Origin of the sequence: Oscillibacter ruminantium GH1 (assembly GCF_000307265.1) — a bacterium.
GTDB lineage: Bacteria > Bacillota > Clostridia > Oscillospirales > Oscillospiraceae > Oscillibacter > Oscillibacter ruminantium.
Genome location: NZ_DF158897.1, coordinates 338,198 through 364,123, shown reverse-complemented (window position 1 = coordinate 364,123; position 25,926 = coordinate 338,198). Strand labels below are relative to the sequence as shown.

Genomic DNA, 25,926 nt, shown 5'->3' with positions numbered 1-25,926 from the left:
TCAGTTATTTTGTTGATGATAAAAGGTTTTGTCCATTGCAATATAGACCATTACATTATACAATGAAAACGTAAGATATTTTAGGAGGAATATGATGGAGTATCAAAAATTGTATTCTCTGCTGTTCAACACCTGTACCGATGCGCTGGAATCAATTAACGCGCAGAATTTTGGACAAGCGCGGGACTTGCTGGTAAAAGCCCAGCAGGAATGCGAGGAGCGCTACATTTCCAGAGAGACGAAACGCTGAAAAAGCCGCGCCCGCTAAAAGCGGGCGCGGTACGTTTCGCTGGCACACCTTTCAGAATGAGCCGGAGATGAGGGAAAAAGCATTTGCCTCCAGAGGAGGTGTCTCTGATATGGAGGACACTTACGATAGCAAAACCGCGTCCGTCTCCTCCTGCACACCCGCCACCTCCGCAAACTTTTGCAGCAGGTCTGCCTTGGTCAGCTTTTTCTTTTCCTCGCCGGAGATATCCAGAATGATGCGGCCCTCGTTCATCATGACAATGCGGTTACCATGGCGGATGGCATCGGTCATGTTGTGGGTAATCATCAGCGCGGTCAGCCCGTTTTCCTGCACAATCCGGTCAGAAAGCTCCAGCACTTTTGCCGCCGTGGCGGGGTCCAGCGCCGCCGTGTGTTCGTCCAACAGCAGCAGCTTCGGCTTTTGCAGCGCGGCCATCAGCAGCGTCAGTGCCTGACGCTGTCCGCCGGAGAGCAGGCCCACCTTGGCGGTCATCCGGTCCTCAAGGCCAAGGCCCAGAATTTGCAGCCGCTCATAATAAAATTCCCTCTCCTTTTTCGTCACGCCCCAGCGCAACCCCCGTTTCTTTCCCCGGCGGTAAGCCAGAGCCAGATTTTCTTCAATCTGCATATTGGGAGCGGTTCCCATCATGGGGTCTTGAAACACCCGCCCAATATAGGGTGCGCGCCGGAACTCCGGCAGGCCGGTCACATCCGCCCCGTCGATGAGAATGTTTCCTTCATCCACAGGCCAAACACCCGCCACGGCGTTGAGCATGGTGGATTTTCCCGCGCCGTTGCCGCCGATCACGGTGACGAAGTCCCCTTCGCTGAGGTGGAGATTCAGCCCCTGCAAGGCTTTCTTTTCGTTGATGGTGCCGGGGTTAAACGTTTTGGAAATGTGATTAATGTCAAGCATGGGCGCCATCCTCCTTTTCCGCGGCTCGGCCGCGCTTGCCCGCCAGCTTGAAAGAGCTTTTGGACTGAGCCTGCAAATAGGGAACCGCCAAAAACACCGCCACGATCACCGCGGTGAACAGCTTCAGGTCGTTGGAATTCAGCTTCAGCCAGAGAATCGCCGTCATAACCATGTAGTAGAGAATGCCGCCCACGATTATAAAACTCAGGCGCACGGCGAAATTGGAGCCCTTGCGGAAAACAGCGCCGCAGACCACCTCGCCGATGATGACGGCGGCAAGGCCGATGACGATGCTCCCCCGGCCCATGTTAATATCGGCAAAGCCCTGATACTGGGTCATCAGACCTCCGGCCAGCGCTACCAGAGCGTTGGAAAGGCCCAGCCCCAGAACCTTCATGGAATCGATGTTGATGCCCAGCGCCCGGCTCATGGCGGGGTTAGAGCCGGTGGCCCGGAGGGCGCTGCCCTGCTCCGTGCCGAAGTACCAGTACAGCGCCGCAACAATTACAGCGGCGATAAGGACTCCGGTAAGGATGGCCGCGGGGACATGGCGGGAGGAGATGAACACCGGAAATTTATCCGGGTTTACGGATTTGTTGGCCGCCATGCCCATGATGTGCAGATTAATGGAATACAGCGCAAACTGGGTTAAAATCCCCGCGAGAATCGCCGGAATGCCCAGCCGCGTGTGGAGCAGTCCGGTGCAAACCCCAGCCAGCATCCCCGCAAGAATGGCGGCGAGGATCGCCGCCCAAGCGGGGCAGCCGCCTAAAATCAGCATGGCGGTTACCGCCCCGCCGGTGGTAAAGGAGCCGTCCACCGTCAGATCGGCAATGTCCAGCAGGCGAAACGTGATGTAGACGCCTAGAGCCATCACACCCCAGACAACGCCCTGCGCCACGCCGCCGGGCAGGCTCTTGAAGAGATTGATCGGGTCCAGCGAGGCAAAATATGCCGCGATTTGCATCGTTCTTTCCTCTTTTCAATGGTTTTGTTCGGCAACAGGGGAATGAGGCGTCGACACCCCATTCCTCCATTGTCGATTCCCTGTCCGGGCGCGAAGGCCTCCGCGCCCGGACGAGAATCCGCAAGTAAGGACAGCTTAGGCCGCGATAGCGGTGTAATCGCTGGGGATGGTGATACCCAGCGCGTCCGTGCGATCCGCGTCGTATTCCTTGACGGGATTCGCATAGTATTCGATGGGCATGGTGGCGATGTCGGCCTCGCCAGTGAGGATCTTGGCGGCCATCTCGCCGGTGGTGCGGCCCAGCTCGTAATAATCAATGGAGAGGGTGGCAATGCCGCAGCCCTTGCAGATGCCCTCTTCGCCCGCGATGATGGGCACGCCCGCGGGCTGGGCCACGTTGTTGATGGCCTCGGTACAGCTGGCGGCGGTGTTGTCGGTGGGGATGTAAAGCGCATCGTTTTCATTGCAGGCGGTGGTGGTGACGGCGGCAACGTCGTTGGAGTCGGCAAAAGTATAAATGCTCACAGTTGCGCCTGCGGCCTCCAGCGCGGTCTTTACCACATCCGCCTGATAAACGGAGTTGGCCTCGCCGGAGCAGTACAAAATGCCGATGTTCTTCGCGTCGGGCAGCAGCTCGGCAAACATGGCGGCCTGCTGATCCAGCGGCGCCAGATCGGAGGTGCCGGAGATATTGCCGCCCACGGTGCCGCCAAAGTCCTTGATACTCAGCGCCACGCCGTATTCCGTGACAGCGGTTCCCAAAATAGGAATCTCACTGGTGGCGGCCGCTGCGGCCTGCAGCGCGGGGGTGGCGTTGGCCAGAATCAGGTCCACGCCGGAGGAAACCATCTGCGTGGCCATGGTGGAACAGGTGGCGGAGTCGCCAGCGGCGTTTTGCACGTCGAAGTGGACCGCATCGCCCAGCGCCTCCGTCAGCGCATCCTGAAAGCCTTGCGTGGCGGCGTCCAGAGCGGGGTGCTGCACCAGCTGAATGATTCCCACGTGATAAGTCTCGCCGGAGGTGGACGCAGCGGAGGAACCGACGGCGGAGCCGGATGCGGCGGGAGCGGTCTGCCCGCAGGCGGCCAGACTCAGGGCCATGGTGCAGGTTAAGGCGAGACTGAGCAGTTTCTTTTTCATAACAAAACTTCCTTTCCTTCATTAAGAGACAAGTTCGTTGAAGGCCAAAGCGGCTTTCAAATTATAAAAAGCGGCCCCGTCCAAAGGACGGAGCCGCTTCCCATACAAAATGAGCGAAACTCAGTCTTTCAGGCGTGCTTTCAGCTTCTGCGCACGGTAATTACGGCCCGCAAAGCGGACCTCGGTAAAGTAATAAAAGGAAGCAGCCACAATCAGATTTTTACGCATGATAGGACGCTCCTTTCCGTCGTTTACCGACCTGATCCTTGAGTTCTTTGCCAGTATATAGCTTTAAATAGCTAAAGTCAACCGTCATTTTCCATAAAAACAAAAAAAGCGCGTCCGCGCTTTCGCACATATCCAAAAAAATACAACAAATTGAGGTAGTATCGTTGACAATCCGGCTGGAATGCGATATAAATATAAGGTATTTTTTCAGTAGCCTACGGCAGAGGAGCGCCTGTGCGCTTTGCCGCCGCGGGCAGCGATCTGCGGCGGGAAGACGCAGGTTGACCCGCCCCTGAAAATCGAACACCGCAAACCGTGGATCGCGCTGAAAGCTCCTGTACCCGGGGGCTTTTCACCGCAAAATATCCACGGTGTTTTTATTTTTTCAGGTGGGAACAATGAGACATGGCGGAGAAAATGTAAAGGATAAGGTGGATGGTTATGGCGACAAAATTCGTATTTGTGACCGGCGGTGTGGTGTCGGGCCTTGGCAAGGGAATCTGCGCGGCGTCTCTGGGACGTCTTTTAAAGCAGCGGGGCCTGCGGGTGCGCAACCAAAAATTCGATCCCTATATTAATGTGGACCCCGGAACGATGAGTCCCTATCAGCACGGCGAGGTCTTTGTCACCGACGACGGCGCGGAAACGGATCTGGACCTTGGACACTACGAGCGGTTTGTGGACGAAAACCTCACCGGCAATTCCTCCGTCTCTTCCGGAAAAATCTATTGGAGCGTTTTGAACCGGGAGCGCCGGGGCGACTATCTGGGCGCCACGGTCCAGATCATTCCTCACATCACCAACGAGATCAAAAGCCGGGTATACGCCATGGCCGGTGATGAAGTGGATGTGGTTATCTGCGAGATTGGCGGCACCGTGGGCGATATCGAGTCCCAGCCGTTCCTGGAGGCCATCCGTCAGGTGGCGGCGGAGCGGCCCCATGGCGATGTGGTGTTTATCCATGTGCCGCTGATTGTTCAGATTCCCGGCAGCGGCGAGCTGAAAAGCAAGCCCACCCAGCATTCTGTCAAGGAGCTGTTGAGCCTTGGCATCCAGCCGGATGTGCTGGTGTGCCGGTGCGACGAGCCGATCAGCGACGATGTGCGCCGGAAAATCGCCCTGTTTTGCAATGTTCAGCCCGACTGCGTGATTCAGAACACCACCGCTGAGACGCTGTATGAAGTTCCCCTGCTGCTGCAAAAAGAGGGACTGGACGAGGTAGTGTGCCGCCGTCTGGGCCTCATCACCCCGCAGCCCGACCTGCGGGAGTGGGCCGCCATGGTCCGACGGGAGAAGAACGCGAAAAAGCATGTGGAGATTGCCCTTGTGGGCAAATATACCCAGCTGCACGATGCGTACCTCTCCGTGGTGGAGTCTTTGAATCACGCGGGCATCGCCAACGACGCGGTGGTGGATATCCGGTGGGTGGATTCTGAGACGCTGAACGAGAAAAACCTGAAAGAGGCGCTGGGCGGCTGTTCCGGCATTCTGGTGCCCGGCGGCTTTGGCGACCGGGGCATCGAGGGTATGATTGCCGCCGTGCGGTATGCCCGGGAGAATTCGATTCCCTATTTCGGTATCTGCCTTGGCATGCAGATGGCGGTGATCGAGTTTGCCCGCCACGTTTTGGGCAGGGCGGACGCGAACTCCGCCGAGTTTTCCGAGACGACCTCTTATCCCGTCATCGCGCTGATGCCCGATCAGGTGAATATCACGGATAAGGGCGGCACCATGCGTCTGGGCAAGTATCCCTGCGTGCTGATTGACGGGACCCGCAGCAGCGAGCTGTATGGCGTGCCCGAGATCACGGAGCGCCATCGCCACCGGTTTGAGTTTAACAACGAGTGCCGGGCGGAGATGGAGGCCAAGGGCCTCAAACTGGCGGGCCTCAGCCCCAGCGGAAATCTGGTGGAGATCGTGGAGCTGCCGGATCATCCATGGTTTGTGGGCGTTCAGTTTCACCCGGAGTTTAAGAGCCGGCCCAACCGGCCTCATCCCCTGTTCTTCGGTTTTGTGAGAGCGGCGGTTGAAAAGCAGGGCTGACCATCCGCATCCGCGTTCCGCCCGCAGGCGGGCGGAACGGCGGTTTTGAGCCGCAGGCAGGAAAGGAAGAGTTTCATGAATCATTTTCATCAGATTGCTCAAGAGCTGGAGTCCCAGAAGCTGGACGCGATGCTGCTGACCGGGGAGTTCAACCGGTTTTATGCATCCGGCTTCCATTCCTCCGGCACCGACGGCGTGGCGCTGGTCACCCGGTCAAAAAACTACTATTTTACGGATTCCCGCTATACGGAGGCCGCAGCGCGGCGTGTGGAAAACGCAAAGATCGACGAGGCAAAGCCCGGCCGGGGCTACATGACCCTCATCAACGAGGCGCTTGAAGAACAGGACGCAAAACGCGTGGGCTTTGAGGACGCGTATATGACTGTGGCGGACTATGAGCTGTACCGCAAAAATCTGCGCTGTGAACTGCTCCCCGCTGCCCAGCTGCTCACGGAGCTGCGCCGGGTGAAGGACGCCGAAGAGCAGGAAACGATGATTGCCGCCCAGCGCATCGCCGAACGGGCGCTGGAAGACATTTTAAAGGAAATCCGTCCCGGTGTGACGGAAAAAGAGATTGCCGCCCGGCTTCAGTATCTGATGCTGCACTATGGTGCAGAGGATATGTCGTTCGATCCCATCGTAGTGTCCGGACCCAACGGCAGTCTGCCCCATGGAGTTCCCAGCGAGAAGACCATTGAATCCGGCGAGTTTGTCACCATGGATTTCGGCTGTATCTATCATGGGTACTGTTCCGATATGACCCGCACCGTGGCGGTCGGTTTTGTAACGGAGGAGATGCGCCGGGTGTATGAAACGGTTCTCGCCGCCCAGCGGGCGGGCATCGCCGCCGCCGCGGCGGGCGTCACGGGGAAGACCGTGGACGGCGCGGCCCGCAAGGTCATTGAGGACGCGGGCTACGGCGACTATTTCGGCCACAGCTTTGGCCATGGTGTGGGCGTGGAGATTCACGAAGCGCCAAACGCCTCTGCACGAAACGAGGAACCACTTCCTGCCGGGGCAGTGATTTCCGCCGAGCCGGGAATCTATCTGCCCGGGCGGCTGGGTGTGCGGATTGAGGATGTGGTTATTCTGACAGAGGACGGCTGCGTGGACATTACCAAGGCGCCCAAGGAGCTTTTGATTCTTTGAGTAAGTGAAATAGAGCAAGTCAAACAACATGAAAGAAACGACAAAAAGCCCCCCGCAGACACCGGTGTCTGCGGGGGGCGCTGCTTTTAAAAATTACTGCTCTTCACTCACGCCGGCCAGAGCGGCAGTGATGATGGCCATGGAATAGACCTCCTGCGCGTTGCAGCCGCGGGAAAGGTCGTTAATGGGAGCGTTCAGACCCTGCAAAATGGGGCCGTAGGCGTCAAAGCTGCCCAGACGCTGAGCGATCTTATAGCCGATGTTGCCTGCATTGATGTCGGGGAAGATGAAGGTGTTGGCGTGACCGGCCACCTGAGACTCAGGGCACTTGGTGTGCGCCACGCGGGGAGAGACGGCGGCGTCGAACTGCATCTCGCCATCCACGGACAGCTCGGGAGCGGCGGCCTTGACCTTGGCGCAGGCATTTCGCATCTTGTCCACATCCTCGCCCTTGCCGGAGCCCAGCGTGGAATAGCTCAAGAACGCCATCTTCGGGTCCACGCCGAACAAGCGGGCGGTGGCGGCAGTTTCCAGACCGATTTCCACCAGCTCGTCCTCGTTGGGCTTGATGTTGATGGCGCAGTCGCCCATGGCCAGAACCTCGCGGTCACCGGTGGCGGAGGGACGGACCAGAATGAAGCAGGAGGAGACAATCTTGCTGCCCGGCTTGGTCTTAATGATCTGCAGAGCGGGGCGGACCGTGTCAGCAGTGGAATAGGTGGCGCCGCCCAGCAGAGCGTCCGCATAGCCCATCTTCACCAGCATGGTGCCGAAATAGTTGCCCTGACGAAGCAGCGTGCGGGCCTGAGCCTCATCCACCTTGCCCTTGCGCAACTCTACCAGAGAGGCGACCATTTTCTCCATCTCGGAAAAGTTCTCCGGATCAATGACCTCAGCGCCGCGGATGTTAAAGCCGACGTCCTCGGCCGCGGCGGCAACAGCGTCGGGGTTGCCAACCAGCACGGGCGTCAGAAACGTTCCGGACAGCAGACGGGCAGACGCTTCCAGAATGCGGGCGTCGGTACCCTCTGTAAACACAATTTTGCGGGGATGGGCCTTCAGCTTGCTGATTAAGAACTCAAACATGTTTTTTCCTCCAATAAATTGCTGAAACAGCGAATTTTGCGCGATTTTCATACCTCTCCCATTATACACGTCTCAAAAACCGGGTCAACTAGAAATTTCAAAAAAAACGTAAAAAAGACGACAAATTTTTACCCGATTTTACGTTTCTTTTCGCAAATTTAGAAACCCCTGTTTTCCCGCCGCGAGATGCTGTGGTTGCGAAAGGTGTGGCCCCCAAGGGCCTGCGGCCTTTTTACTGACAAAAAAGTGCTTGACGGATGAATAAAAACAAGGTATGATATTGCAGGTTACAAATTGTTACTTTGCTGTTACTATTTTGTTCCGTCGCTTTTCAAACTTGACTGTGAGGTCTTTATGAGTAAACGTTCCACAAAAACCCACAACCGCACCGCGCGCCGCGCCGCCGGACTGTCGTCTGCCGATTCCCGCCGTCAGGTGGAGGAGCCGCAGGCCGCACCGGTCCTCCGGAGAGTTTCCAACGCGCAGGCTGCGCCGACTCAGGTGGAGGAAAGAGAGCTTGCTTCGGTGGGCGCTCCGGCTGAGGGACCGGCGGCCCCGTCTGTGGCGTCGATATCGCCGGCGCAGGCAGCGCCGCGTTCGCTGAAGATGCCGAAGCGGGCGGAGGAGAGTGCGCCGGATACGCTGCTGGCGATCTTCCGTGATACGCTTCTTGAAAAGAAAACCGCGCTGATAAGAAAGTTCCGCCGGGTGCGCCGCCGGGTGCGCCATGTGGTGCGGGAGGAAAAAGCCCGCCGTTTCCCCGAATCCGACCGGGCGCCGGTTCAATTGCTGCTGTTTGCCCGGAATATGGTTCCCCTGCTGGGTACGCGGTTCACCGAGCACAAGCGGGGCCAAAGGCAGCAGCTCGCGAGCCGCTTTGGCCTGATTCGCGGGAAATTTGAGCAGAAGAAGATCAGACCCCTGCCCTTCCTTGCCGCCACCAGCACGGTGGCGCTGGTGATCCTGTTCTTTTCCATCTATACCGTGGGCACCACGGTGACCTACAACGGCGAACAGATTGCGGCGGTAGAGTCCGCCTCCGCCGCCGACAGCGCCCGGACACAGTTGGAGAAGATTACCTCCCGGGCCATCGGGACGAAGTACACCATTGATGAAAAGCTGTTGCAATATTCCTCCGGGCTTCTGCCCCGGTCTGAGGTAGTGGATGCCGCCGCGCTGGAAGAGGACTTGTCCGAGGAAATTGGCCTTGTCACTTACGGCTATTCCCTTTATGTAGACGGCGAACTGATCGGCGCCACCCCCTATGAGGGTGCGCTGGACGAACTTTTAAAGCAGCTGAAAGACGGCATCAGCGACGAGAATACCATTTCCTGCGAGTTTGCGGAGAATGTGGAGATCAAGCCCGGCTATGTTTCCACCGATCAGGTTATGAATCTGGGGTATCTGGCTGAGACGCTGTACAGCACCAAGACCGCCGAGGTAACCTACGAGGTCAAGAGCGGTGACACTTGGTCTGAAATTGCCAACAGCCATGGACTTACCTCCGCCGAGCTGCTGGCGCTGAACCCCGGCTACGACATCAACAAGCTGTCCATCGGCGAAGTGCTGACGCTGTCCGCCTCTGTTCCCTATCTCACAATGACCGTGGTGGAACAGGAGCGGTATCTGGATGCAATTCCCTATGACATCGAGTATACCGACAGCGCCAACCTCTATAAGGGCGACTACAAGGTCATCTCCGCCGGGTCCAATGGCTCTGCGGATGTGCTGGCCAACGTCACCTATGTGAACGGCGAGGAGCAGGAGCGGGTGATTTTGTCCTCCGTTACGCTGAAAAACCCCGTCACGGAGCAGCGGCTTCAGGGTACGAAAGTGCGGCCCACTTGGCTGCCCACCGGAACCTTCCGCTGGCCCTGTTCCGGCAATATCACCTCCCGGTTCGGCTATCGGAATTTGAGTTACAGCTATGCGTCCACCAACCATAAGGGCATTGACATCGCCAACCGGTACGGCACCGCGATCTACGCCGCCGACGGCGGCACGGTGACTTACGCCGGATGGATGAGCGGCTACGGCTATCTGGTGAAGATTAACCATGGCAACGGTTATGAGACGCTTTACGGCCACAACTCCAGTCTGGTGGCGTCGGTCGGACAGCACGTTTACAAGGGCCAGCAGATCGCCCGTATGGGCTCTACCGGCAACTCTACCGGCAACCACTGCCACTTTGAGGTCCGGTACAACGGTGTGCCCCGCAACCCCGTGAACTATCTCCCCTGATTGTTTTAAAACCCGGCGTGTCCGCAGGACGCGCCGGGTTTTCTCATTTCTCCGATAAAATCCTCTTTTCAAATTCGACGGGCTGTGCTATACTGAATCAAAGAGAGGATCTCTCTCTTTTCACCACACGAAAGGAGCGGTATCCATGAAGTGTACGTTTGCATGTAAGAAGGTTCCCCTGAACAACTCTGTAAAGGACTACACCGAGAAAAAACTGTCCAAGTTGGACCGCTATTTCCGGGAGGAAGCGGCTGCGTTTGTGACGTTTTCCGTGGAGAAGGATCACTTGTGCACGGTGGAGATCACCATTCGCGGCGGCAATACGCTGTTCCGCGCGCAGAAGCAGGAGACGGATGGCGATATGCGCAGTGCGATTGACGCTGCTGTGGACTACATTGAGCGGCAGATCCTGAAGAACAAGACCCGCCTTGCCAAGCGCCTGCGGGATGAGGGGTTCCCCTCTGACTCCATTCCCGATGAGTTTGAGGTTCGGGAGGAAAAAGAGTTTAATATCGTCCGTACAAAGCGCTTTGCCGTCAAGCCCATGAGTCCGGAGGAGGCCATTTTGCAGATGAATCTGCTGGATCACGCCTTCTTTGTCTTCCGCAGCGAGGAGGACGATGCGCTCGCCATTGTCTATAAGCGTAAAAACGGCGGATACGGTCTGATTGAGACTGGAGAAGCGTAAAAAGTTTAAAAATTGCAAAAAATAATCTGTTTTCAACCGGGCCGCTTTGCGGTCCGGTTGATTTTTCTGCCTTTTCGGTATACACTAAATGTGTCATTTTAAAGTGTTCCCATAACTGGGATTCCATAGAAAGGTTTTTACTTCATGAATATGATTTTTTTGGTGGACGGCGACAACAATATCGGCACCGGATTGCAGGGCGCCGATCAGCTGACGGCGGACGACTCCATACTGGTCTTTTACCAAAAGACCGGTCTTGCGCTCAGCAAGATCAAGGAGCTGTGCAAGGGCAGCAAGGCCAGCGTCCAGTATCTGGAAAGCGTGAAGGGTGGAAAAAACTCCATTGATTTTCAGATCATCACGGAACTGGGTGTTTTGGTGGGCCGCGGCGAGGCGGACTGCGCTTATGTCATCAGTCAAGACAAGGGATATGAGGCCGCCATGAGCGCCTTGCGCGCCCGGTACACCGGCGCGTTTCGAGAGGTGGCGCTGCGTCCCTCCATTGCCGCGTGCCTAAAGGCGTCCTATTTGATGCGGGCCACCAACGCCGAGGAGCTGTGCGCTTCGCTGAAGCAGGAGTTTGGCGAAGCGCAGGGTGCTGCGGCATTTGCCCACTTGCGGGAGCTGTTCACATCCGTTTCGTCAAAGACCGCGGAAAAACCGGCGGAGATTGCTGCGGAAAAACCGGTGAAAAAGAGTCGGGGCGGACGGCGGCGGCCCTCCAAGAGCGCGGAAGAAAACGCTTCCAAGGCGAAGCCTGCTGAGAAGAAACCTGCCGACGTGAAGTTGGAGAAAGCAGAGAAGCCCGTGGCGGTTCAGCCCGCGCCGAAGCCACAGCCTGCGCCCGCGACAGTCCAGACTGCACCGAAACTTCCAGCCGCTGCGGCGGAGGAAAAGCCCGCCGTGAAGATCGCCCGCACCCATCGGGGCGGCCGCCGGAAGAAAAAACCCGCAGGGGAAAAAACCACGGAAGAATCATAAAGAATCGCGGCAGAAGGTACGGCGCAAGCGGATAAAGTCCTATTAAAAAGCAGCTGTTATAGAAACCCGGCGCGGCTTATGGCCGCGCCGGGGTGTTTTCGCTTTGCTATAAAGATGGAAGTCACGGCAGATCGTCTGCCGTGACTTCCCGGTTATGTATTTGGTCTATGAATGCACATGCCAGACGCGCCAGTTTGTGTATCTTTTACTGGTGATCCACCTCGTACATATGAGCCATCAGATCCAGCAATTTGTTGGAATAGCCCCATTCGTTGTCGTACCACGCGATCAGTTTGACAAAGTTGTTGTCCAGCATGATGCCGGCTGTTTCGTCAAAGATGCAGGTTTCGGGGAACCCGGTCAGGTCGGAGGAAACCACCTGATCGGTGGTGTAATTAATAATACCTTTCATGCTGTTGCGGGAAGCGTTTTCAATGGCGACGCACACGTCATGGTAGCTGGCGGGCTGCTTCAGCCGGGCCGTCAAATCCACCACGGACACATCGTTGGTGGGAACGCGGAAGCTCATACCGGTCATTTTCCCTTTCAATTCGGGAATGACCATGCCAACAGCCTTCGCCGCGCCGGTAGAGGAGGGAATGATGTTGCCCATCACGCTGCGCCCCGTCCGCCAGTCCCGCCCGGCCCGGGAATCCACGGCCTTCTGCTTGGCGGTGGCGGAGTGGATGGTGCTCATGAGCGCCTGCTCGATGCCAAAGGTATCGTTTACGACCTTGCTCATGGGCGCCAGGCAGTTGGTGGTGCAGGAGGCATTGGAAACAACGTCCATGTCCGGTGTGTACTTCTTATGGTTCACGCCCATGACAAAAGTGGGGGTTCCCTCGTCCTTGGCGGGGGCGCTGAGAATGACCTTCTTTGCCCCGCCCTTGAAGTGGGCGGAGGCTTTTTCCACCGTGTTGTAAACGCCGGTGGATTCAATGATGTATTCTGCGCCGCAGTCATCCCACGGAATGAGATTTGCGTCGCTCTCAGAATAGACCCGAATCTTTTTACCGTTGATAATCAGATTCCGGTCGTCATATTCCACCGATCCCTGAAAGGTGCGAAACACCGAGTCGTATTTCACCTGATAGGCCATGTATTCCAGATCCGCATTGCGCAGGTTGATGCCGCAGATTTGGTAACTGCTGCATCCCCGTTCAATCATAATCCGCAGCGCAACGCGTCCAATGCGCCCGAAGCCGTTGATCCCAACCTTAATTGCCATATCCCGTACCATCCGATCCCCGTATTTTACCGCGGCGATGCCCACGCCCGGCAAGTATTGTAATCATTATAGCATAGTTTCCGAAAATGTGTACCATCTGTTACGTAAAATTGCGTAGTACATTTTCGCGTACCCCTTGGTGATTTCCACCAGATATAAACAGCCCTCGTCGTAAAAAACTTGAGCGAGGGCAGAAAATTTTATTGAAAAGTAACAAATCTCTTGTTTTTATGCGATTTTTTTGTTATTCTGAAAAAATGTGGAGAAAAATCGTATTTTATGCCTGAAAAATCCAAAGTTTACCGGGGGTTGCGGCGAGATTGCCTGCAAATCCTAAGGATTATCATAAAAGCGCAATGTGGCAATGCGTATGCCGATGAGAGGAGAAATCGCTTTGGAAAACTATGAGCGTGAGGAAGCGGAGCTGCTGGCCAGCTTGTTCCCGTCTATTGCTGTGCAGCTGAGGGGAATGCTTAGCGGGCTGTATCTGGCGGCCACGGCGCTTGCTCCCGCAGAAGCCCGGGAAAAAGACGCGGAACTTGATCGGAAGGCGGCGCAGCTGGATCAAAACTACTACCAAATGCTGCGGCTGGTAAACGGTTTAACTGCGGCTGCCCGTCTGGATGCCCGGACGCCTCTCCCTCGTCAGGAGTGCGATCTGGCGGGGTTGATTCAGGAAATCTGCGATGAGGCGGAGCAGCTGGCGCGGCTCTTGAATCTAACGCTGAAGTTTGAGTGTGCCCTGCCCCAGTTGATCTGTGCGGTGGACCCGGAATCCATTCGCCAACTGCTCTTTCAGTTGCTGTCCAATGCCTTTAAATTTACCCCTGCCGGCGGCTCGGTGACCGTGTCGCTGAGGCGGCAGGACGAACAGGCTCTGCTGGAGGTAGCCGATACCGGCTGTGGGATGGATGATCTGCAGTTGAAGGTTCTCTTTGACCGCTATACACACAAGGAGCTGCGAGACCCCCCTCCCCACGGTCTGGGTCTGGGTTTACCGCTGTGTCTGCGGATTGCGGAGGATCACGGCGGAAGACTGATGGCAGAGTCCAAGATCGGCATTGGGTCCCGGTTTACAATGCTCTTTCCCATCCAACATGCAAAGCGCAGCGGTTTATCCGATACGAAGTTTGACTATACAGGCGGGTTCAATCGGATGCTGCTGGGGTTGGCGGATGCACTGCCTGTGCAGGCGTTTGCCATCCGCAATCGATGATGGGCAGTTTGGGCATTGCGCAGAAGGGGGCCGAAAAGTCCCCTTTGCTTTTACGATTTAGATTAGAAAATTCGGGCCGAAGGAGGTCGTTACAACATGGGCAAAAGCGTTTTCCTTGGCATGAGCGGCGGCGTGGACAGCTCGGTATCCGCCCTGCTTTTGCAGCAGGCGGGCTACGAGGTATCCGGTGTGAACCTGCGTTTGTTCCACAATGAGGATTTGGGCGAGGGGCGGGAGAAGACCTGCTGCTCTCTGGCGGACGCTGAGGACGCGCGGGCGGTGGCAGCGAAGCTTGGATTCCCCTTTTATGTTTTTGATTTTTCTCAGATTTTTCGGGATACGGTAATTGCTGATTTCGTATCGGAGTACGAGGCGGGTCGAACGCCAAATCCCTGTGTGGTGTGCAACCGCTCCGTGAAGTTCGGGGCGCTGCTCCAGCGGGCTCTGGCGCTTCACGGCGACTTTCTCGCCACAGGACATTACGCCCGTGTTGAGCAGGACGGGGACACAGGCCGCTGGCTTTTAAAGCGCGGCATGGACCGCAGCAAAGACCAGAGCTATTTCCTCTACATGCTGACACAGGAACAGTTGAGCCATACCTTGTTCCCGCTGGGCGGGCTTCATAAAACACAGGTGCGGGAGATTGCGGAGCAAAACGGGCTGGTCAACGCCAAAAAGCGGGACAGTCAGGATATCTGCTTCGCGCCCGACGGGGATTATGCCGCATTTATTGAGCGGACGGCGGGCCACCCCTCCCCTGCCGGTAATTTTGTAGACGAGAATGGCAGAGTGCTGGGTCAGCACAAGGGCTTTGTCCGCTATACGCGAGGTCAGCACAAGGGGCTGGGCCTGTCCATTGAGCCGCCGCTGTACGTATTGGACAAGGATCCCGCCACTGGGGCCATCCGCCTTGGCCCGGACGCGGCCTTGTGGACGCAGACTTTGACGGCGGAAAAGATAAATTGGATTTCTGTCCCCGCGTTGAGCGGGCCTCTGCGTGTTACCGCCAAGACTCGATACAGCCAGCGGGAATCCGCCGCCACCGCGGAACCGCTGGAAGACGGCGCTCTGCGCCTGACCTTTGACGAGCCGCAGCGGGCTGTCACGCCGGGACAGGCCGTCGTGCTGTATGACGGAGAGACGGTGGTGGGCGGGGGAACCATCACGAAATAAGCATTGAAACAGAAAAAAGGCGGGGCGCACCCTGCGCCTCGCCTCTTATCGGTCGCTGGTCAACCAACTGTCCTGAAAAATCAGATCATCCACATCGCCCACATCACCCGTCTGGGAAGTGTCCATACGCATACTGCTCCTCCTCTCAAAGCCATATCCTGACCAGTATACGCAGGAGGTAGCGAAAAATTGCACGGATTCGTGCATGGCCTGAAAAATATTTTTCCTCATCTTTTTAGAAAATGGACTTGACAGATAGATGCGATGTGTGGTATTCTAATACCTGCCGATATCTGCCGGTGTGGTGGAATGGTAGACACGGCGGACTTAAAATCCTCTGGTAGAAATACCGTACCGGTTCGAGTCCGGTCACCGGCACCAATCGGTATTCAGAGCGCACAAGTTGATATCGCGGGGTAGAGCAGTTGGTAGCTCGTCGGGCTCATAACCCGGAGGTCGTAGGTTCGAGTCCTGCCCCCGCAACCATATTGTGCAAGTAAAAAAGATAACTTGCCGGAAAGCCCAGAAACCGCAGCGGTTTCTGGGCTTTTTCACGCTTATTTTTTAAGTGCAAAAAAAAGATAACTCTGGTGGTTCCACCCCGTTGGTAGGGACTTGAACTAAATCGCGGGCTGTTTTGACCCTTTTTTGAGGCAAAAAGCAGCGGCGCAGACGCGTCTTTGAAAAAATATTTTGTTAATTTTTTGTGTCTGCGGAGGTCTGTATCACAAAATGATACAGACCAAAACAGAGTCGCTATATTTTCAATGAGGCCGGCATTCATTGCGAATGCCGGCCTTTTCCTTTTCTAAAACAAATCATAAGGAGCGAGCACTATGGAACAGAACAATTTGGAAAAGAGCGCCGGTTTTCTTTCAGAGATCGGTATCGTGCTGCGGCGAGACGGCTATGATACTTCCGTTCCTGACAATGGACTGTTGCCCATATTGGCAGACGGGCTTCCCCTCTGCCGGATCAGCGAAACCGGCAGCGTCAGATACCGGGACGCGGATATTGGAAGCTTGGAGCGCGAAGATGCTTTGCACGAAGTAACCCAGACTGCGGAAACTGTGTCGGAGTATATGAAGCTCATGGATGCGGCTCCGCTTCTCAAGGCGCAGGGGCTGGACGAGACGTACAGGCTGCTGGCCGATTTCAACGGTGTTGTCCTTGCCGGTCATTCCAGCCGTCTTGGCGTTCAGTTCGTGACATGGGATTGGGACTATGAGCGGACCGGCGTATCCCAGGGACATTATATGTCGAACCATTACGAAGCGGCGAAGAAGGACTTCGCCGTGCGCAGCGGCCTTGTTTGGAAACAACAGCTCTTCTCACCGGAGCACCTCACAGAAATATATCGATGCGTTCAGGATACGCTGGTTCATCTTTATAATCTCACCTATGACCGGGAAAAATGCCTTGGCAAAATACAGGAGCAAATCACAAATCTCGTGCCTGATTTGCAGCAGCGGATTGCACAAGCACAGCCGCAGGAGGAATCTGCATTCACAGAGCCAACTATGTAAAATAAATTATCATAAAAAGCGCCGAAGTTTTCATCATGAAGACTCCGGTGCTTTTTTGCATTCAGGAAGGAAATCACAGTGGAGCATGTATATAACCGACGCAGGCGTCAGCCCCTGTCTGCACCGGAAAATTTGCCCGTGCGGGAGGAACGTCCTGTTTGTACTTTGTTCGAGCGATGTAAAAGCTGTCCCTATCCCCGGCATGGCTTTATCTGCTGGAATCGTGATGAGAGCTACCTTCGCACGGATATGCAAAAAATCGTTCAGAGAAAGGCGGGAAAGCACAGTGGATATGAGAGAACTTGAGTATTGGAAGTCGCTCACAGAACACAGCACCCAGCGTTGGGCAGAAGACTCCATCACCCGTCTAAACGGCAGTGATCGTCTCTACTATATCGGTGGTGAAAATGGACTCTGAAATGAGAATATAAGGAGGACGCGATATGCAATTTCAAGCAGTACTGTCAAATCAGCATCACCCGGAATCCGGTGTGGTCACAGTGCCCTTCCCGATTCCGAGAGCGGAATACGACAACACCATTGCGCTGTTGGGACCGCTGGAGATCGGTGATGCGGTCAGGCGTGACTGCCACATTGATGAAGTCAGCGGCGGTTTTCCGGTACTGAAACAACTGGAAAGAATCAATGTAAACCTCGACGAACTGGATTACCTCGCCAAGCGGCTGGACAGCTTCGACGATTATGAGAAAACAGAGTTTCAGGGTATGGCGTCCCGGCTGGATCTCCATGGCGTGGACGAGTTCATCAACCTGACCTTCTGCTGTCAGGAGGTCACCGTGGTCACGGACTTTAACAATCTGGAATCTCTTGGGCGCAGGCACTACCTGACGCTGGGCGGCGGGGCGTCCATGGAGGAAATGCAGGGCAGGGACTTCCGCTCGGTAGCGCTGGAATTGCTCGACGGCGAGGTCGGGCGGGTCACCCCCTACGGCGTGGTTTATGACAATGGCTTTGAAATGTCGCAGCTCTATGACGGCCACAGTTTTCCGCAGTACCGCTATGAGGACTGCCTGATGGAGGTGGAGATGAGTTCACGCTATGCGCCTCCTGACAGCCCTGCTGCCTATCTCTACTTGCCTGTATCGCAGACGCAGATCGAGCGCACCATGCTTCGCGTCGGCATCAACAACTACGGCGACCTGTGCCTGCGCTTTCTGGAAAGCGAGCTTCCGGAAGAAGTTGACGCAGCGCTGGATTTTGAGAACGAAAACCTGACCGATCTCAATGAGATGTGCCGTACCATCCAGCCGCTGAATCAGGCCGAGCGTGAGAAGCTGGGCGCGGTCATTCTGTTCACGAAGCCGGAACAGGCCGGCCAGATCGCCAATCTGGCGAAAGAGTTGGAGCAGTTCGACTACGTTCCCAAGGTACGTACGCCGGAGGAATACGGCAAGTACATGATCATGGATTCCGGCCATTATGAGTACGATGAAAATCTCGTCGGTTACATCGACTTCGCCAAATACGGCAAGGAGCACGTGGAAAACGAGCAGGGACAATTCAATGATCGGGGCTATGTGGCCTATCAGGGCACGCTCCGTTTGGACGAGCTGATGCAGGGCGACCCTGCCGAGAATATGGGGCAGCAGATGAATATGGAGTAATACGGGCAAAGAAACAGCCGAAGGATCATTCCTTCGGCTGTAAATGCATTTTTCGGGTTAAGCCATCGGCACTGGTGCGGTACTGCTCCGGCGAGATGGCTCCGTGTTCGAGAAAGCTCTTCAGCATGGCCATCTGACGGCGGTATAAGTCCCCGTTGGTCAGCGGCGCTCGTTTTATGAATTTCAGATCATGATTCAAGGCGTATTTCCTCCCTTGGTAATCTGCTCGCAAAACGAAATTTGTAATGGCGTAGATTACAGCCACACAGCCCAGTCATCATAATCAAAAGTGCCGCTCCCGTGATGCAATTTCCCTTCAGTGTCAAGCTGACGAAAGGCGTCACGCATACGAATGAGTATTTCAGGCTGTATATCCAAAGTATGATGTGCCGGAAAAATTCGTTTTGCCGGCAGTGCGGCAATCTTTTCAAGGCTTTTCAGATAAGCTTGCGGGTCGGTTGACGGATAATACGCAAAAAGCGTGTCCTTGTAAACAATATCTCCGGTAAAAAGATAACCGGTTTCAGCTTCCCAAAAGCACATATGACCGGGTGAATGCCCAGGCGTGTGGAGTACCGTTACTGTTCTTCCACCAACATCTATCGTATCACCATCGTGAAGGACGCGTGTCGGGTTTCCCTGAAAAAACTCATAGGTGCTGACATTGTATCCCTCCGGCAAATCACAGCGGTCACTGACCATTCCGCGAATCGTTTCCATATTTAATAGGAATCCGCCGTTCAGCCAATTCAGTTCTGCCTCATGCGCATAAAAATCAGGGAAGTATTTATGCCCACCGATATGATCCCAGTGAATGTGCGTCGCAACCGCCGTTACGGGCTTGTCTGTCAGCTTTTTGACCTCCGCTGAAATATCGCGCCCTGTGTCAATCAGTAATGCGCGGCCATCGCCTTCAAGGAGATAGCAATGCGTTTCTTCCCAATGGCGATATTCACTTATAATATGTGTGCTGTCATCAATTTTTTCTATCGTAAACCATGGCTTCATTTCTAAGCACTCTTTTCTACTACCTTGGCAAATTCCAATTTGTCTGTGACTTCAGTCTAACATTTGTACCCTGCCCGTGCAAGAATCAATAGCTATTGCCGCCACACTGTGGTATGTTGTGTAGCTATAAAAAACGAAGGAGATGAAACCCATGCGCGTAAACGCCTACGATGAAGACTTCGAGTATGTCGAGCTGTTCGGCAAGCCGGCGCTGCTCACCAAAAACCGCATTCAGACCGACACGATACCGGAAGGCTGGTACTGCTACGACCTCCGCGGCAGCGACACGAATCCCAGCGAGCCGGTGACCGTGGAGCCGCTGGTGGCGGTCAACCACGCCGGAACCATTTTGACCCACGAGCCGGTGACGATCCCGAAATCTGGCTATCGCTCCCTGAAAGGTCGATTGGACTTTCTCGGAGAGCGGTATTCCCTCAAAGAGTTCTGCGAGGTGCGCGGCCTCAACTATCCCAATGATCCAAGAAAATATGCGCTTCGACCCGCTTCTGTATCAGAGGCGGGCCTTTTTTATGCCATGACGCCGGAGAAAGACGCGGAACTTGGCTGCATCGGTCATGTCCGCATGGACTTCGGCCACGGCGGAAAAGAATTTTGGCACACCTGGTGGCCCCGCGGCGACGAGACGTTAAACTTACCGGAGTTCAAAGCAGAGCTGAATGGCGTGGTGAATGAACTGCGAAAAACTGTTCTGAAGGACCTGTCCTCCATGTCCAACTACTGTTACGATCACGGCGGGGAGCTAAGCAAGGATTCCGGCCAGTACAGCTATGTGGCTGAAACCGAGAACTACCGCTACTGCCTGCGCTGCAATCCCAAGCCAGGAGACTATCAGGCGTACCTGACCTGCTTTGATAAGCGCCGGCAGGAGCTACTGCAGGAGCCTTCCGTCATCGGCAAGGTCAGCTTTGCCAGCGGTGAAACGCTGGCCTACACCGATCCGGCCATATTTTTGCAGGTCATCCGCGACGAGCTACCGTACAAGCCCTCCTCCGGCTTTCAGTACCAGGTGCTGACGGATGATCCCACCGTCCGAAAAGGCGCGGACGATATCCTCTACGATCTGTTCGGCGAGGAAAACCCGCGTCCGCTGGAGGATTACGGCCTGACGCAGCGTGGCCGCGAGGCACTTAAAAACGCAGAGAATCCGAATCTGCCCCACAGCTACCGCTGGTTCGTGGTGGAGAACTTCGCCTGCGAGGGTGAAACTCGGCATGACACCGATTCCCTCACTGGGGCAATCGACCGCTTCAACGGTCTTGCCTGCGACAGCAAGCGCCTGTGCGTCACTAAGGATGACGTCGCCACCGTCTATCTGGCAATCGCCCAGGACGGGGAAACGCATCTGGACGAGGGTTGGCGGGACAATCCCCGATTCGCCGCAGACAGCACCGTACAGGAAGCGGACGCGCGATTGCAGCTCAGCATCGCGGGGCTGGAGCTGTCCGGCCCGACTATGACAATGGGAGGAATGTGAACATGAAACTTCAAAAGGAATGGATCAATTTTCTGCGGGAGCAGTACCCGCATGGCAGCCGCATCCGCCTTCGGGAAATGAAAGACCCGTACCACCCCATTGAGCCGGGGACGCTGGGGACGCTGGACTGCATTGACGACATCGGCACATTCCATGTGAAGTGGGACAACGGCAGCGGCCTTGGGCTGGTCATCGGCGAGGACAGCTTCACCGTCCTGCCGCCCGAAACGCATCTCCTCAAGCTGTATATGCCCATGACCGTGGATTGCTACGAGAAAAATGAATGGGGCGACACCGAGGACGAACCCACGGAGCTGGACAACCACACGGCGGCAGGCTATGCTGACCACATTGTCGCCGCGCTGATGCGGGAGCGGCTGTCCACCGAAACGGAACGCGGCCTCATGCACTATTACGATAAAAACGACAGCGTGGAGCAGAAGGTCAAGTCCTGTGATTTCACCGCCGAGGTGCGGAACGGCAGGCTCTGGGGCGTGGCGGAATGTCAGGTGACGGGCGAGCTAACACCGAAGGAGCTGTACACGCTGAAGGAGTACATCTCCGGGCAGGCCAGCGACGGCTTCGGCGAGGGTTTTGAGCAAAGAAAAATAAAGGTCGGTGACAGCGAGCTCTACGCCCATCTCTGGAGCAGCGAGGACAGTTGGAGCATCCGAACCGAGCAGGAATGCTTCGTCCAAAAACTGGCGGAGGGACTGCCGGAGCGGTGCTTCTCCACGCTGCCCGGTACCGGCGATCTCATCTGCATCAAGCGCGGCGAGAACGGCTACTACAAAAGCGACTGGAGCACTGAAAGCAGAGAGAAAAATCAGGAACTGGCCGACTACAACAACGAACGCCTCGGCGTGACGGCGGCCCAGCGGCAGGCTATGGAGTGCGGCAGCATGCACGGGTGGAACGTCCCCGGCGCGGACCCGAAAGCCTACGAACCGGAAGGACCGAAGATGGGAGGAATGACCCTTGCGTAAGATTCTTAATGTGTACCTTGCCAGAGCCAACACGCCGTATAGCGAGGCGTATGCGGATCTGGATCTGCCCGCTTCGCCCTATGAGCTGCTGGACGCGCTGGACAAGCTGCGGCTGGACGAGGGCGAAGCGCCCTATCTGCAGATCAATGATTACTATGATTTTGAGGAATTGGCACCGCTGCTCTCCGGTGACGCCGGTCTCTATGAGCTCAACGCCCTGGCGCAGAAGCTCTCAGAGCTGGACGAGCAGCAGCAAATATCCTTAAAGGGTCTTATTCAGATGGAGGTCAATAAAAAGCAGGGTCTCATTTCCACGTCGCGGCTCATCGACCTTGCTTACAGCGTGGACTGCTGTCTTGTGGCGGATGCGCTGAACGATGCCCAGCTCGGCAGATTCTATGCCGAGAACGGCTTTGTGCCGGAGGTGGAGCAGCTCCCGGACAAGGTGTTCGAGCTGCTGGATTTTGAAAAGATTGGACGGGAGGCCCGAATCGGCGAATGCGGTGTGTTCACTAAACAGGGCTATGTGGTGCAGCACACAGAGCTGAACGAGGCGTTTCCCTCTCTCAACCTCACGCCCCACCAGCCGGACTATCAGATTTTGGTGGAATCGGAGGATGGCAGTATATTTAAATTGCCGCAGGCAAATCTGCCTGATACGACGCTGCGACACTGTCTGGACTGCCGGATTCCACAGTTGATGGGGTCAATCGAGGCGTCCGGCAGCATTGCAGCCGTTAATGAATTCGCCGGGCGGCTGTCCGGCATGACGGACAGAAAGATGCTCCGCTATAAGGCGGCGCTGGCCGCGACGGAGTGTGACAGCCTGCAAAGCGCTGCCGCACTGCTGGACAATCTGGACCACTACATGCTGGACACCAAAATCTCCAGCTCGGAGGATGCCGCAATTTCCGAATTGAACTGCATCGTAGGCGACAATGACGTGGAGCGGCTGCAGCAATATATGAACCTTCCCGCCTACGGCAGGGATCTGCTGGAGCATGACAACGCCGTTATTACCCCCTACGGGCGTATGGATCGCGATGATTTTCAGCCTATGACGGCGATCTTTCAGAAGCCTGCGCAGGGCGGAATGGAGATGCTGTAAATGAATTATATTGAACGGCTGAACACGCTCCCTGCCACAGCGCAGGAAAAAGCATGGCTGGAGGAACGACTCGCGACGCTTTCGGAAAAGGAAGCTCTGGTGCTCGGTGCCGCCATGCTCAGATCGCCGCCCGAATCCGCCGCCGACGCCATCAACCACCTGCTCCGCCTTGGAGATTATGAGGTGTGCTGCCCGGCCGGGAATTATGAGGAGCTCGGCCGGTTTTATTTGCGCAGCGAAACAACGATTTCGGAAAGCCTCTATCCGTTCACCGATCTGAACCGACTTGGCCGCAATTATGAGGATGCGCACCCCGGCCTGTTTGTCGACAACGCTTATGTTTGCTATCCGATAGAAGAACCGGACTTGTGCTATAACGGTGCCAACCTCGCATCCTGTGTGGATAACGACTGGAGCGTCAAGCTGAAGCTGGCATCGCGGCATGCTCCCGATGGCGTGTGGCTGCGGCTGCCGGATTATGAGGAGTTGAACGACGGCAAACCCGACGAGATACGTATTGCGCTGGATACGCTGGGCGTAGAGCACATCGACGAATGCACACTGCTGGAGGCAAAGTGTATCCTGCCCGAGATCGGGGATTTGACACAGCAGTATGACCGCATTTCCGATCTGGTCTACGACGGACAAAACCTTGGATTTGTGCTGGATGAGCGCGGTCAGGGAATGCACAATTTTTTGGAGCTGTACGCCGCTGCGCTGGAATATGAGGACTGCAGCAGGCTTTCGGCGGCACTTGACATCGCCGAAAACCTGAACCGCTATGATCTGGTACCGATGTCCGGACTTTGGGAATATGCCGAGAAAGACCTGAAAAGTCAAGGTATCTCCATCCCGGAACTTGCACAAAGCACCTTCGGCTTTGAGGAATACGCCGTTGAACTTCTGGAAGAACGCGGCTTTTCCCTATCCCGTAACGGAAGCGGCTATATTTGCAAAGAACAATCGCAGCGGTTTTCAGAAATGTCTATGGAATAAAAAAACGTCCGTCGAAACGGACATTCTTTTATCTGATCTCCAACAGCTTTTCGATTGGCACATTCAACGCTTCCGAAATATCATATAGAATTGCAATACTGGGCGCGGCTGCGGCGGTTTCGACGCGCTGTATCTGGTTTCGGCTGTACCCGGTCATCTCGGCCAACTGGAGCTGCGTAAGCCCCTGTTCTTTCCGATAATGCAGGATGTTCAGACCAATCTGAATGTATTTCTTATAATGCTTATCGTCCATGGCGCACCTCCTTGTATTATAGAGTGGTAGTTTATGAAGCCCCTCTCCAAGGGCTGTGCTACACTGTAAGGGATGCTGTGGATTGGTGCGTTACCTCCTACCACGAGATGGTTTAATGTAGGTTCCAACCACAGCCCTTTGCAGAATTGTTAATCAGTTAAATACCGCCAGACGGTTGATGTGGAACAAGGTTACAAGAGCAAAGTGTCCTGTGGATGCAGCATCACAAATTTTACCGCCGGAGGGTTTGCTATGATTTCTGTTGGAATCGACGTGGCCAAGGACAAGCACGACTGCTTCATCATCAGTTTGGAGGGAGAAGTCCTCGCAGATGTGTTTACCATCCCAAACAGCATGGAGGGCTTTCGCCATCTGCTGCAAAAGATTCGGGATTGCACCTCGCCGCAGGACAAAATAAAAGTAGGGCTTGAGGCAACCGGACACTACAGCTACAACATCCTCGGGTTTCTTCTTGACAACGGTCTGGTCACCTATGTCTTGAACCCCTTACACACCAACCTGTATCGGAAAAGCCTCAGTCTTAGAAAGACGAAGACCGACCGTGTTGATGCACGAACGATTGCCGCTATGCTCATGTCTGATGTGGGCCTCAAGCCCTACACAGACACAGCTTACCATAACGAGGAGTTAAAGTCACTGACGAGATACCGTTTCGACAAGGTGAAGGAGCGCGCCAAGCTCAAGCAGTCTGTTTCCCGCCTGGTCTGTATTCTGTTCCCGGAGCTGGAAACGCTGGTGCCGTCGCTTCACATGGCCTCCGTCTACGCTCTGCTCAACGAGTTCTCCGAAGCCAAGCAGATTGCCGAGGCACATCTGACTCGGCTGAAAACACTCCTGCACGACGCGTCCAAGGGCCGCTACGGACGGGATATGGCCGTGGTGATCCGCGACGCTGCCAGAGATTCCATCGGCTCTGTTATGCCGGCGAAGTCGCTGGAGCTGCGCCACACCATCCGCCTCATCCGGGAGCTGGATGCCGAGATTGACGAAATCGAATCCAAAATCCAGGTGCTGATGGACGAGCTTCATTCTCCCATCACCACGATTCCCGGCATTGGTTATCGGATGGGCGCCATGATCCTGGCTGAGGCCGGAGACTTCTCCCGCTTCGATTCTCCCGACAAGCTGCTGGCCTACGCCGGACTTTCACCATCTACCTACCAATCCGGGCAGCTCAAAAATTGCTATGCCCACATGGAAAAGCGCGGCTCCAGATATCTGCGATACGCCATCTTTAACGCCGCCAAGTTCGTCTGCCTTTGGAACCCGACCTTTGCCGCCTATCTTTCCAAGAAGCGTGCCGAGGGCAAGCACTACAATGTTGCCATTTCCCACGCTGCCAAGAAGCTGGTACGGCTCATCTTCGCCTTGGAGAAATCCAGAAAGCCTTACCGTTTACCTGCCTAACCTTTCCTTGATAGCCTGCCGGGGGCTTATTAGCCCTCTGCTTTGCTATACCCTTTTTTGAACCATCTGCTTTTTCACCGCCATCCGCATTTTTAGGCTTGACTTTTAATAGTTAATCTATAATCTGTTTGATCAGATTATAAAGGGTATTATTCAATTGAAATAGACACCCATGTTTCTTTTTGTTATAATATTC

General features: G+C 55.4%; 23 protein-coding genes and 2 tRNA genes. 17 read left to right on the top strand and 8 right to left on the bottom strand.

Features of this window, described 5'->3' with window-relative positions; translation table 11 throughout:
- Nucleotides 1-94 precede the first annotated feature (94 nt).
- Entirely contained in the window at nt 95-250 is a 156-nt protein-coding gene (locus ON16_RS15870) for a hypothetical protein (protein WP_162471016.1), read from the top strand.
- A 120-nt stretch (nt 251-370) separates the two neighbouring features.
- On the opposite strand, the gene ON16_RS06305 is transcribed toward ON16_RS15870, so the two are convergent.
- The 3 genes from ON16_RS06305 to ON16_RS06295 all read right to left on the bottom strand — a co-directional run bounded on the left by ON16_RS06305 (nt 371) and on the right by ON16_RS06295 (nt 3,272).
- Nucleotides 371-1,165 (bottom strand): ABC transporter ATP-binding protein, encoded by a 795-nt coding sequence (locus ON16_RS06305; protein WP_193372946.1) that lies wholly within the window; start codon nt 1,163-1,165, stop codon nt 371-373.
- Complete coding sequence (locus ON16_RS06300) at nt 1,158-2,132, bottom strand: ABC transporter permease (RefSeq protein ID WP_040660416.1); 975 nt, start codon at nt 2,130-2,132, stop codon at nt 1,158-1,160. The genes ON16_RS06305 and ON16_RS06300 overlap by 8 nt, the downstream gene beginning before the upstream one ends.
- Before the next feature lie 135 nt (nt 2,133-2,267).
- Nucleotides 2,268-3,272, bottom strand: a complete 1,005-nt coding sequence (locus tag ON16_RS06295) for an ABC transporter substrate-binding protein (protein ID WP_040660414.1) — start codon at nt 3,270-3,272, stop codon at nt 2,268-2,270.
- A 669-nt stretch (nt 3,273-3,941) separates the two neighbouring features.
- On the opposite strand from ON16_RS06295, the gene pyrG reads away from it, so the two are divergent.
- A complete protein-coding gene (gene pyrG / locus ON16_RS06285) occupies nt 3,942-5,543 on the top strand; it encodes a CTP synthase (protein ID WP_162829296.1) in 1,602 nt (533 codons plus the stop codon).
- Nucleotides 5,544-5,618: 75 nt separating this feature from the next.
- Nucleotides 5,619-6,692, top strand: a complete 1,074-nt coding sequence (locus ON16_RS06280) for an aminopeptidase P family protein (protein WP_040660408.1) — start codon at nt 5,619-5,621, stop codon at nt 6,690-6,692.
- 93 nt (nt 6,693-6,785) lie between these two features.
- Here ON16_RS06280 and pta read toward each other — a convergent pair whose 3' ends face one another.
- A complete protein-coding gene (gene pta / locus ON16_RS06275) occupies nt 6,786-7,778 on the bottom strand; it encodes a phosphate acetyltransferase (RefSeq protein WP_040660986.1) in 993 nt (330 codons plus the stop codon).
- A 354-nt stretch (nt 7,779-8,132) separates the two neighbouring features.
- Between pta and ON16_RS06270 the strand changes: the two genes are divergently transcribed.
- The 3 genes from ON16_RS06270 (at nt 8,133) to ON16_RS06260 (ending at nt 11,688) form a co-directional block, all read left to right on the top strand.
- Entirely contained in the window at nt 8,133-10,019 is a 1,887-nt protein-coding gene (locus ON16_RS06270; protein ID WP_040660407.1) for a peptidoglycan DD-metalloendopeptidase family protein, read from the top strand.
- 145 nt (nt 10,020-10,164) lie between these two features.
- Nucleotides 10,165-10,707 (top strand): ribosome hibernation-promoting factor, HPF/YfiA family, encoded by a 543-nt coding sequence (gene hpf, locus ON16_RS06265; RefSeq protein WP_040660405.1) that lies wholly within the window; start codon nt 10,165-10,167, stop codon nt 10,705-10,707.
- A gap of 144 nt (nt 10,708-10,851) precedes the next feature.
- A complete protein-coding gene (locus ON16_RS06260) occupies nt 10,852-11,688 on the top strand; it encodes a PIN domain-containing protein (RefSeq protein WP_040660403.1) in 837 nt (278 codons plus the stop codon).
- Nucleotides 11,689-11,893: 205 nt separating this feature from the next.
- On the opposite strand, the gene gap is transcribed toward ON16_RS06260, so the two are convergent.
- Nucleotides 11,894-12,916 carry a type I glyceraldehyde-3-phosphate dehydrogenase gene (gap, locus tag ON16_RS06255; RefSeq protein WP_040660984.1) on the bottom strand — a complete coding sequence of 341 codons (1,023 nt, stop codon included), beginning with the start codon at nt 12,914-12,916 and terminating at the stop codon, nt 11,894-11,896.
- 394 nt (nt 12,917-13,310) lie between these two features.
- On the opposite strand from gap, the gene ON16_RS06250 reads away from it, so the two are divergent.
- The 6 genes from ON16_RS06250 to ON16_RS06220 all read left to right on the top strand — a co-directional run bounded on the left by ON16_RS06250 (nt 13,311) and on the right by ON16_RS06220 (nt 18,456).
- Nucleotides 13,311-14,132, top strand: a complete 822-nt coding sequence (locus tag ON16_RS06250) for a sensor histidine kinase (protein WP_040660402.1) — start codon at nt 13,311-13,313, stop codon at nt 14,130-14,132.
- 96 nt (nt 14,133-14,228) lie between these two features.
- Nucleotides 14,229-15,305, top strand: a complete 1,077-nt coding sequence (mnmA, locus tag ON16_RS06245; RefSeq protein ID WP_040660400.1) for a tRNA 2-thiouridine(34) synthase MnmA — start codon at nt 14,229-14,231, stop codon at nt 15,303-15,305.
- A gap of 295 nt (nt 15,306-15,600) precedes the next feature.
- Nucleotides 15,601-15,686, top strand: a tRNA-Leu gene (locus tag ON16_RS06240).
- Nucleotides 15,687-15,715: 29 nt separating this feature from the next.
- Nucleotides 15,716-15,791: transfer RNA gene (locus tag ON16_RS06235), tRNA-Met, on the top strand.
- Between the two features lie 350 nt (nt 15,792-16,141).
- Nucleotides 16,142-16,831, top strand: a complete 690-nt coding sequence (locus ON16_RS06230; protein WP_051131578.1) for a hypothetical protein — start codon at nt 16,142-16,144, stop codon at nt 16,829-16,831.
- Between the two features lie 443 nt (nt 16,832-17,274).
- Nucleotides 17,275-18,456, top strand: coding sequence for an antirestriction protein ArdA (locus ON16_RS06220; RefSeq protein ID WP_040660396.1), 1,182 nt, complete (start codon nt 17,275-17,277; stop codon nt 18,454-18,456).
- Between the two features lie 25 nt (nt 18,457-18,481).
- Here the strand turns inward: ON16_RS06220 and ON16_RS15760 are convergent, their stop codons facing one another.
- Together ON16_RS15760 and ON16_RS06215 are read right to left on the bottom strand one after the other, a co-directional pair.
- Nucleotides 18,482-18,655: a hypothetical protein gene (locus ON16_RS15760; protein ID WP_158441608.1), complete on the bottom strand. Its 174-nt coding sequence runs from the start codon at nt 18,653-18,655 to the stop codon at nt 18,482-18,484.
- 56 nt (nt 18,656-18,711) lie between these two features.
- Nucleotides 18,712-19,464, bottom strand: a complete 753-nt coding sequence (locus ON16_RS06215) for an MBL fold metallo-hydrolase (protein WP_040660394.1) — start codon at nt 19,462-19,464, stop codon at nt 18,712-18,714.
- Between the two features lie 151 nt (nt 19,465-19,615).
- Between ON16_RS06215 and ON16_RS06210 the strand changes: the two genes are divergently transcribed.
- The 4 genes from ON16_RS06210 to ON16_RS06195 are packed head-to-tail and all read left to right on the top strand — an operon-like array spanning nt 19,616 to nt 24,049.
- On the top strand, nt 19,616-20,959 hold the full coding sequence (locus tag ON16_RS06210; RefSeq protein WP_158441607.1) for an LPD28 domain-containing protein: 1,344 nt from the start codon (nt 19,616-19,618) through the stop codon (nt 20,957-20,959).
- 2 nt (nt 20,960-20,961) lie between these two features.
- Nucleotides 20,962-21,945, top strand: a complete 984-nt coding sequence (locus ON16_RS06205) for a DUF4314 domain-containing protein (protein WP_040660392.1) — start codon at nt 20,962-20,964, stop codon at nt 21,943-21,945.
- Nucleotides 21,938-23,053, top strand: coding sequence for an antirestriction protein ArdA (locus ON16_RS06200; RefSeq protein ID WP_040660390.1), 1,116 nt, complete (start codon nt 21,938-21,940; stop codon nt 23,051-23,053). The genes ON16_RS06205 and ON16_RS06200 overlap by 8 nt, the downstream gene beginning before the upstream one ends.
- Nucleotides 23,054-24,049, top strand: a complete 996-nt coding sequence (locus ON16_RS06195) for a hypothetical protein (RefSeq protein ID WP_040660388.1) — start codon at nt 23,054-23,056, stop codon at nt 24,047-24,049.
- A gap of 28 nt (nt 24,050-24,077) precedes the next feature.
- Here the strand turns inward: ON16_RS06195 and ON16_RS06190 are convergent, their stop codons facing one another.
- A complete protein-coding gene (locus ON16_RS06190; protein ID WP_040660386.1) occupies nt 24,078-24,302 on the bottom strand; it encodes a helix-turn-helix domain-containing protein in 225 nt (74 codons plus the stop codon).
- A 252-nt stretch (nt 24,303-24,554) separates the two neighbouring features.
- Between ON16_RS06190 and ON16_RS06185 the strand changes: the two genes are divergently transcribed.
- A complete protein-coding gene (locus tag ON16_RS06185; RefSeq protein WP_040660384.1) occupies nt 24,555-25,730 on the top strand; it encodes an IS110 family RNA-guided transposase in 1,176 nt (391 codons plus the stop codon).
- Nucleotides 25,731-25,926: the final 196 nt, after the last annotated feature.

Excerpts from the sequence above, each read along its gene's own strand:
- ON16_RS06185 (WP_040660384.1), top strand. The coding sequence starts at position 24,555 with ATGATTTCTGTTGGAATCGACGTGGCCAAGGACAAGCACGACTGCTTC.
- ON16_RS06190 (WP_040660386.1), bottom strand. The coding sequence starts at position 24,302 with ATGGACGATAAGCATTATAAGAAATACATTCAGATTGGTCTGAACATC.
- gap (WP_040660984.1), bottom strand. The coding sequence starts at position 12,916 with ATGGCAATTAAGGTTGGGATCAACGGCTTCGGGCGCATTGGACGCGTT.
- hpf (WP_040660405.1), top strand. The coding sequence starts at position 10,165 with ATGAAGTGTACGTTTGCATGTAAGAAGGTTCCCCTGAACAACTCTGTA.
- ON16_RS06270 (WP_040660407.1), top strand. The coding sequence starts at position 8,133 with ATGAGTAAACGTTCCACAAAAACCCACAACCGCACCGCGCGCCGCGCC.
- mnmA (WP_040660400.1), top strand. The coding sequence starts at position 14,229 with ATGGGCAAAAGCGTTTTCCTTGGCATGAGCGGCGGCGTGGACAGCTCG.
- ON16_RS15870 (WP_162471016.1), top strand. The coding sequence starts at position 95 with ATGGAGTATCAAAAATTGTATTCTCTGCTGTTCAACACCTGTACCGAT.
- ON16_RS06305 (WP_193372946.1), bottom strand. The coding sequence starts at position 1,165 with ATGCTTGACATTAATCACATTTCCAAAACGTTTAACCCCGGCACCATC.
- ON16_RS06195 (WP_040660388.1), top strand. The coding sequence starts at position 23,054 with ATGAATTATATTGAACGGCTGAACACGCTCCCTGCCACAGCGCAGGAA.
- ON16_RS06210 (WP_158441607.1), top strand. The coding sequence starts at position 19,616 with ATGCGCGTAAACGCCTACGATGAAGACTTCGAGTATGTCGAGCTGTTC.
- ON16_RS06215 (WP_040660394.1), bottom strand. The coding sequence starts at position 19,464 with ATGAAGCCATGGTTTACGATAGAAAAAATTGATGACAGCACACATATT.
- pta (WP_040660986.1), bottom strand. The coding sequence starts at position 7,778 with ATGTTTGAGTTCTTAATCAGCAAGCTGAAGGCCCATCCCCGCAAAATT.
- ON16_RS06280 (WP_040660408.1), top strand. The coding sequence starts at position 5,619 with ATGAATCATTTTCATCAGATTGCTCAAGAGCTGGAGTCCCAGAAGCTG.
- ON16_RS06295 (WP_040660414.1), bottom strand. The coding sequence starts at position 3,272 with ATGAAAAAGAAACTGCTCAGTCTCGCCTTAACCTGCACCATGGCCCTG.
- ON16_RS06205 (WP_040660392.1), top strand. The coding sequence starts at position 20,962 with ATGAAACTTCAAAAGGAATGGATCAATTTTCTGCGGGAGCAGTACCCG.
- ON16_RS06300 (WP_040660416.1), bottom strand. The coding sequence starts at position 2,132 with ATGCAAATCGCGGCATATTTTGCCTCGCTGGACCCGATCAATCTCTTC.
- ON16_RS06220 (WP_040660396.1), top strand. The coding sequence starts at position 17,275 with ATGCAATTTCAAGCAGTACTGTCAAATCAGCATCACCCGGAATCCGGT.
- pyrG (WP_162829296.1), top strand. The coding sequence starts at position 3,942 with ATGGCGACAAAATTCGTATTTGTGACCGGCGGTGTGGTGTCGGGCCTT.
- ON16_RS06230 (WP_051131578.1), top strand. The coding sequence starts at position 16,142 with ATGGAACAGAACAATTTGGAAAAGAGCGCCGGTTTTCTTTCAGAGATC.
- ON16_RS06260 (WP_040660403.1), top strand. The coding sequence starts at position 10,852 with ATGAATATGATTTTTTTGGTGGACGGCGACAACAATATCGGCACCGGA.